This window comes from Butyrivibrio sp. (assembly GCF_017635265.1).
GTDB lineage: Bacteria > Bacillota > Clostridia > Lachnospirales > Lachnospiraceae > Butyrivibrio.
Genome location: NZ_JAGBLU010000060.1, coordinates 1 through 7,752 on the forward strand (window position 1 = coordinate 1; position 7,752 = coordinate 7,752).

7 protein-coding genes are annotated in these 7,752 nt (G+C 38.0%); 1 reads left to right on the top strand and 6 read right to left on the bottom strand.

Annotation, left to right across the window (positions count from 1 at the left end):
- Both J6O61_RS07475 and J6O61_RS07480 read right to left on the bottom strand, forming a co-directional pair.
- On the bottom strand, positions 1–492 hold a 492-nt coding region (locus J6O61_RS07475; protein ID WP_292211443.1), incomplete at its 3' end, for a DUF262 domain-containing protein.
- Positions 489–1,634 (bottom strand): adenine-specific methyltransferase EcoRI family protein, encoded by a 1,146-nt coding sequence (locus J6O61_RS07480; protein ID WP_292211446.1) that lies wholly within the window; start codon positions 1,632–1,634, stop codon positions 489–491. The genes J6O61_RS07480 and J6O61_RS07475, both read right to left, overlap by 4 nt.
- Positions 1,635–2,216: 582 nt before the next feature.
- Here J6O61_RS07480 and J6O61_RS07485 point away from each other — a divergent pair.
- Entirely contained in the window at positions 2,217–2,579 is a 363-nt protein-coding gene (locus J6O61_RS07485) for a hypothetical protein (RefSeq protein WP_292211448.1), read from the top strand.
- Between the two features lie 68 nt (positions 2,580–2,647).
- On the opposite strand, the gene J6O61_RS07490 is transcribed toward J6O61_RS07485, so the two are convergent.
- The 4 genes from J6O61_RS07490 to J6O61_RS07505 all read right to left on the bottom strand — a co-directional run.
- Positions 2,648–3,466 carry a hypothetical protein gene (locus J6O61_RS07490; protein WP_292211451.1) on the bottom strand — a complete coding sequence of 273 codons (819 nt, stop codon included), beginning with the start codon at positions 3,464–3,466 and terminating at the stop codon, positions 2,648–2,650.
- Positions 3,467–3,511: 45 nt separating this feature from the next.
- Positions 3,512–4,204, bottom strand: a complete 693-nt coding sequence (locus tag J6O61_RS07495; RefSeq protein ID WP_292211454.1) for an RloB family protein — start codon at positions 4,202–4,204, stop codon at positions 3,512–3,514.
- Between the two features lies 1 nt (position 4,205).
- Positions 4,206–5,531: an AAA family ATPase gene (locus tag J6O61_RS07500; protein ID WP_292211459.1), complete on the bottom strand. Its 1,326-nt coding sequence runs from the start codon at positions 5,529–5,531 to the stop codon at positions 4,206–4,208.
- Positions 5,532–5,883: 352 nt separating this feature from the next.
- Positions 5,884–7,752, bottom strand: a 1,869-nt coding sequence (locus tag J6O61_RS07505; RefSeq protein WP_292211462.1) for a hypothetical protein, incomplete at its 5' end; no start/stop codon positions are given.

Consider the following 7,752-nt stretch of genomic DNA (forward strand, 5'->3'; position numbering starts at 1 on the left):
GACTGCATTCAATTCCTCTTGCTGATTAAGCGGAATGCCTGCAATATTGATAGTCTTAAACCAGTCCTTGATTTCCTTCTCTGCGTCGTCGCCTTCTCCTTCGCATATATAAATCAATAACTTTGTATCGAGAATCTTGCGTTGCATTCCCTCGTTCAGTCCATCGAAGATTTGCTCCAGTCCGTTAATCTTCACGGCAAACTTGTTACGAAGAAAACGACCAAGTGAAGTAATCCGTTGCTGACCATCGAGTACTTCAAGCCGTCCATCATCCACACGGTTGAAATATATTAGTCCAAGTGGATACCCTTTTAACACAGATTCAATAACAGCCACATCACGTTTGCCGTCAGCATAGATATAGTTACGCTGATACTCGGGCTGAATAGTCAGCTTGCCCGACAATCCATAAAGACCTTTGCCTTCCAGCTCGTTATATTCAAACCCGTCACAAATCTGTTCAACGGTAAATTGTTCCAATGTTGTTCTCATAATGATTGCTTTTTACGGATTAATATTCGACGATATGGCAGTTCGGGTTTGCCATCTTTCATGTAGTAAAGATCACCGTCCCGAAGTCCTTTATTCAGTTCTTTTAGTTCACGAGGGAAAGGCTTTAGCCCTAATTCAAGTCCATAATCACCATGCGGGTGGCCAATTATTTCAAATTGTTCTGGGCAGTACTTGTCTAAGAATGTTAATGGAACGCCCATAGCCCCCTCATAGTCAGATGGGATAGCATCTGTATAGGGGACCTCTATAGCATCATAATTCTCGTAGTGAACATAATCTTCACGCCCGCGAATATCTTTGTGCTTGCTGTGCTTCAGGTTTTCTGCCATAGTCATCAGGCGTAAAGGTTGATGGCGGCGGCCATGATCTACATTAGTAAACCAGCATGAATTTCCAAGCCTTGTATAATTGCCGATATATCCTAATCGCTCTGCTTTGGCTTTATCGCTCTCTTTTATTATAGTGCCCTCAGGAACACCAAACACCATATCTGTAATATATCCAGTAGCCCCAAGCCACATTTTGTTGTCTTTTATCAATGGGAAAACTTCTTTATAAGATATTGCATTCAAATTACCAATGACCATAAACTCTTTATACGACTCCATCAACCAAACAACAAATTCACGGAACAGCGAGAAAGGCGGATTAGTTACAATGATGTCGGCCTCATCACGCAATTTGCGTATCTCCTTACTACGGAAATCACCGTCACCCTCCAGATATTGCCATTGCAAATCTTCAATGTTGATACGATTGTCGCCCGTTACATCACGTTCAAGTACAAATATTTTTCCATGCGTCTTACTCTTGTCTGCGTTGAAATGCGGTTGCTCAGTTTCAAAGAGTGTCGGCTGGTATGGCATCTTGTACTTCTTGCTTTCAGGGGCATAGCTGGTGGAAATCAGTTTCTTCAATCCCAATAGTTCAAAGTTCTGAGCAAAGAACTTCGTAAAGTTGCTCCACTCTGGGTCGTCGCAAGGCAACAGCACCGTCTTGCCACGAAATACATTCGGGTCATAGTCCAGATAGGCGTTTATCTCCTTCTGAATATCGGGATATTGCGTATAGAACTCGTCGTTCTTTGCAGTCTTCGCATTTGCTAAGTTCGTATTTGCCATACTCGTTTGCTTGGTGATTTCAAATTTTGGCTACAAATTTACTCAATTTTATTGAGTATTGGGCGAAATCTGTACAAAAATGCTAAAATCGAGAAGATTTAATGGAAATGTATAAGTATTTATACGTGATTTCAAGATTATTTGCTATACTTGCCCTCAGAATCATCAATGGAAGAATGGAGAGACTTGGAATAATGAGTATATAGGACTTAAAAACTAACTCATTTGGAGTTACCCACTAACTCTATTAGACTTACCCACTAACTATAATAGAGTTACCCACTAACTCAAAAACCCATGTTTTCTCGCAGGATTCCGGGCAATGGTTCGGAGTAAAGAACTTAATACGCATTACGATTATGGCAAAAGTGAAGTATTATGCTAAAGAGAAGACGATGGTGAGTACCAATCGTCCTAAGGTTCTTGCTTTTGCAAGCGACATAGTCGAGCGGGAACTCACAGTTTCTATGCCGTGCCGGTTCTTGCCTTGCAAGCGGCTTTTGCCGATTACCAAATGGTACATTGACCTTCAACGAAGTTTGCGAGGAGGCATGTCGTAACACAAGTATTGAGCCTTCGATTATGAAGGCTGCTGTGGCTGAGTACATGAAGACGGTGCAGGCCAATGTGCTGAAGGGATTCCGCGTACCCGTAGGCGAGCAGTTCATTACGGTTTATCCCAACTTGAACGCTTCCGTGAAGGACACTGAGGACAAGCAGGGCAACAAGACCGTTGCAACGGCTAAGATGCTGACAGCCAACAAGGGCAGGAGCCGTCTGGGTGCATCGGTAAGCATCAAGTTCAGCCAGGAGTTCGCAAGCCAAGTAAGCTGGCAGAAAGTTGACGAGCGCACAGGTGCCGAACTGCCCGAAGAGGACATCACCGACGGAGCCGACGACAATACCGGCGGCACTACCCCACCCAGCGGCGACCTCGAAGGGTAGGCCGATGTAAAGACATCTAACAACTAAATTCGGCAAGCAAGGCACACAGGCTTTGCTTGCCGAAATGATTATCTCTCACTTAGAAATGCTTTTTCTAACTTTGAAGGCATAACTCTGCGATACATATAATAGCCCGATATAGCAACAAAAACGCCGAATATAATCGCAAAAATCGTTTCTGTAAGTCCATAAACATGTGTTGATGTTCCTTTGCTATATCTAATAATTGCTTGTAAAATAGTGATAGGGCCTGTTACTATAAATATTATACCATATATCTTCTTTATCGCAGAAAAAGTTATACTTCTTCTGATATATCTCAAAGGTAATAAACTATTCACAAAATTGTATTTTTTGGCAACACATAGACCATTCTTCAATGAGCCTTTGACAGACAAATCAGATGAATCCTTACCAGTATGAAAAATTTTCAACACAACACCTTGATTCTTGGCAAGAAAATCAAAGCTAATTGATATGGATTTCTTGTCCTCAGCAATCTTACATTCACAACCATTTTGTTGCTCAGAATATAGGGTTTGAATCTCCAGTATTTCCACATCGTTTCCAGCTTCAACTCGTATAGGATCCTTTTCTGCAATGTCACTACAATTTAAAGTTATACCTGTATTCCAAAGAGCCAAACGAGATATTGTTAAAGTCGACAGACTCCTATCACCCTGTTTTATATCTATTGTCGTATCTTTAAACTCTTCATTTCTGAGAGAAGCAGAACTAATAAAATATTTTGGCTTCTGTGTGCGTCTTGAGCGCATATAAGCCACAAATGTTATTATCAAACTACCCAAAGCAATCGTGTATGAAATTAGTTCTGATACAGTCAGTTTATTCCAGAACTCTGTAATAATATTAATAAGATTTTCCATATTTCTATTTTTAAATTTAGCTGTAAAATTACGAAAATGTTATTATTATCTCAATTTGTTTCCCAATTTCTTTATATCTGACTTTACAAAGCCATCAATCTCCTTGCCAAGTATATAGACTTCCGAGGAATATTCCAACAATTTTGAGTCTTTATCAAGTTGAAAATTCCTTTCAGCATGCTCTATGGCAGTTTCAAGTCTAACAGGGTCTTTCTCGAAATTGAATCCTCCAGAAATAGTGTTGTTTACATACTCCTTGAACGAAGCATGTTTGGCAACTTCATCTGAAACGGGTTTGTTCTCATAGAAATGGTAGTAGAGCCACATCTCAAAACTAGGATTGCTCTGAGCCACATTCCATGCACTATAGGCTTTGATTTCATCGTACTCCTGAGGAATTGCGGTATTCTTCTGACTACAGAACTGCCGTAAAGGCGCAATCTTTCCTTCTTCTTCCCATGTGTCTGTGTCAACAACAAACCACACAGTATCACCGTGTTCGTATTCAACGGTAAATTCTCTATCATCCCCTATCAATACTTGCTTGGCACGTTCCATCAGTTTTAGTGGGTCTGTACCATCTGTTGGCGGAATCGTGATAACCTGAAGATTAGAAGACAATCCTTCAAAGAATGCGAAGTAATTGGGCTCGGTGCCTTTTCCCTCACAGACTATGTAAATCTTATGGGCATCCCTTGACGGTTCCCGCTTATCGTAGTCTCTTCTTCGTTGTATCATATCACCAATGCAAGTCTTTGAGGTTCGACAAGAAAGGAATACCACCATAGCGACCATTGAGATAGCCGTTTTCTATGTTGGCAGTTTTGTGGATATTGAAGTCACTCAATGGATAGAGTTGCGTGGCCTGCTCAGCGTCTTTCTGGGCAAACCATATCTCATCAGGACGGAAGATGTTCTGATCAAGCAATCCCGATTCATGGGTAGTAAATATCAGTTGGCCTTTAGCCGTCGTACTCTCAGACAACTTCCGAACAATATCCTTAATCATGATAGGATGGATACTGCGCTCAATTTCATCCACCACATAAACCATATCTTTTTGGATAATAGCATATAGTAGCGGCATATACTCTATTAAACGACGAGTACCATCAGACTCGTCATGAAGAGAAATTTCAACATCTGAGCCATCGAGATTACTATGAACAGCGACCAGAGTTTTTATATATACATTCCCATCCTCAAAAACCACATTGACGACATCATCCGTGAATCGATTACGCGTTGTCTGGGGTTCCCCTGGATGCTCTTTTGCCTGCTTGACCAATTGCATCAATTTTCCATTCTTCACATCTTCTTCAGCAATTAGTTCTTTTTTCACTATTAACTTATCTATACCAGTCTTTAATTCTGGTAACGTTCTGTTGACCAGCTCTGAGAAATCCGAGTCGGTGTCTATCATATGAGGAACAAAACCATGGAAGGTGTCAGGAAGCACAAGTTGTAAATTCTTAATAAACCATTGATAAGCATCAACCACAAATGGACTTTCGCTTGAGTAATACTTACCCAAGAAAGAAAGTAAAAGCATATCAGGACGAACCAGCCTCTTAAGGGCATCTTGGAATTGCTCTGAAATGCCCTTACCAATATGATTTGGATCGATATAGATATTAGTCCTCTTACGTGTAAAAAGCTCAACATCCTTATTTTTTTTGCTTAACAACAACTCCTCCCATACTATTTCTTCTGGAGTAAACTCAACATGATAATAGAATACATTATTATTGTAATAGAATTCCACTGCAAGTCCAGAAGGTTTACCAGAATACTGTGAATCCAACTTAAAGGCTGGATCGTCATAAAAATCTATCATTCGTAGGGTTTCTGCCTTAACCAACGTCTGCAAAAGGTTCAGTGCTTGAAGAAGGTTACTTTTACCAGCCCCATTTGCACCATAAATGGCACTCATACGCAATGCTGTCGCATGACCACATGTAATCTTGTGGTTCTCATGGCTATGACTCTTGCTTGACGGGAACGTATTAAACTCAACAGCCTCCTTAAATGAAGTGAGATTTTCTGCAATTAATCTTAGTAACATATTGATTCCGTTAAAAATTCACGGCAAATATACAAATAATATTTGGAATGTGATATATATTGCACTAAAAATAGGTAATTTTTAACCGAATTTAATTATTTAAGTGGTAAAAATAGATTTCATGCAAAAAAAGTTGTTTCGTTACAACTTTTTTTGCATGAAATTTTACTTCACGTTCGCATTTTCATAGAATATCACGCAAAATAAATATAATGTTAGTCAATTTTTCTGCGTCTATCCGCATTTTTATCGAATGTATACGAAACAGTGAATTAGCTAAACACATATAAATCAAATCCTGTCAACCAAGCCCAATAATGCCTAATCGAGTCTTATCACTATATCTCTTTTGTTATATGATACTTTCTCTTAATAAATAACCACGCATAGAACCTCGTTCTATGATGAAATTAAGGATTTCGATGAGTTTTGATTTCAACCTAAAATCTCTTTTAATTTTATCTCTGTTTTCAAAAACAAATTTTCTTAGGAAACTTTCAATATAATATAGTGTATTAGACTCCAAATCACCTAACACCAGCGAATGGTTGTTTGACACAATTGTATAAAGCCATTCAATTCCTTCTTTCACAAATGTGCTACCAATTGTACACAAAACTCTTGCCACAGAATACAAAACAGGAGGGATATGGCCAAGATCTACTGAAACTGTAGAATAAAAATTCAAATTATCCGTCGTAAGGCTATGCCAAGACTCAATCCCTTCACGCCACCAGCGCCACGCTAACATGTAGCTTATTATGACATCTTTTAAATGATAGCCTCTTTGATTAAAACACATATTCTTGATAAATGGATACATTTTTTTCCATATATTCCAAAATTGTTCAACTTTACATTGGTAATCTTCAGCATTAACCAATTCATCAACAAACAATGCAGTTTCTTCCGTTGCAAGTAAAGATTTTAATATCGGTTCTAAATATTTGTCAACTTCTGATGGTTTCCTATTTAATAGGAATCTCGATATTCGTCTAAAAACAGTTAGTCGAAGTCTGTATATGTTTGCAACATTGTTGGTATTGTTTTTGTAGTAATCATGATACTTATCCTTAAACAGCACAGATGAGAACTTTGGTATTGCTATTTCAAACATGTCTAAATGTTCATCGATAGTCGTGTTAAAAGGAACCAGTTGAAGAACTATCCCTAAATCAAAGATATCTAGTTCCTCTATATCGCCTTTACATATTTTTAAGTCCATAATATCTAAGTCAGAACTCTTTTCAGACAAATTGGTCAATATTGTCTGTTTTGACAAGTGTACCCAACCACCTTGTTCTTTTCTTAATTCAAAAACGATAGAATTATAAATTGGTTTGAGTTTGATATAACCAAATAATACGGTCTGTGCTGCTTTAAAGTTCTCTTTCCACATGTCTGAGTCATGAATAGACTCAATAACATAGTCACATATTCTTTTATACTCTCCGAGTGGAGTATCATCGAAAAGAGCCCCAATCATAAATAAAATATAGTTTTCTATTTCATTAGGGTACTCACTCATCAAAACAGGTAGAGCATGAAATGCAGCCTCAACGCCATCACCTATCTGGTAAGTATAATTATCATCAAATAAATTTAAAATAGTTTCAATAACTATTTCCTTGCAAAACACTTTATCCTCATCTGATAATTTTTCTACAAATTTTACAAGAAGGATTGAACAAACATATGCAGGTACAGAATAATACCATCTCTCATTCAGACTGTGACCTAATCTTAAATCTTCAATTAATTGTTTTACATCAGATAAAGCGAGAAGTGGATTGTTGTCATATTTTATCTGGTTGGGGGATTTTTCCATATCAGATCTATTATGTAAGAAGTCTGCCCATATTCTCAGAGAGGTATATTTTGACATGCCATTTTGAATATCTTCTACTTCTTTACTTTCCTTTTGTATATCAGCGGTCAGTTCCTTCGGAGTAAATTCTATTAGAATGCCACCATCCTTATAGTCTGAAACTTTGGCAGCCAAATTCCTCCTATCCATTCTCGCCAGCAAAATCCCGAAATTCTTGCAAATTGTATTATCAGCTTTATATTCGTCTATTATTTTATAAATACAATTAACAAAATCAATATTTTGCTCTTCAGAAAAGCCTCTAACTCCAAAATACTGATAATTAAGGAAAATTTGTTCCAAACATGTATTTCGAAAACTATCTTCACATGTTTTCATTCTTTCATCCGTATA

Bases quoted from the DNA above. Each gene is read 5' to 3' on its own strand.
- J6O61_RS07480 (WP_292211446.1), bottom strand. From the start codon at position 1,634: ATGGCAAATACGAACTTAGCAAATGCGAAGACTGCAAAGAACGACGAG.
- J6O61_RS07490 (WP_292211451.1), bottom strand. From the start codon at position 3,466: ATGGAAAATCTTATTAATATTATTACAGAGTTCTGGAATAAACTGACT.
- J6O61_RS07500 (WP_292211459.1), bottom strand. From the start codon at position 5,531: ATGTTACTAAGATTAATTGCAGAAAATCTCACTTCATTTAAGGAGGCT.
- J6O61_RS07495 (WP_292211454.1), bottom strand. From the start codon at position 4,204: ATGATACAACGAAGAAGAGACTACGATAAGCGGGAACCGTCAAGGGAT.
- J6O61_RS07485 (WP_292211448.1), top strand. From the start codon at position 2,217: ATGAAGGCTGCTGTGGCTGAGTACATGAAGACGGTGCAGGCCAATGTG.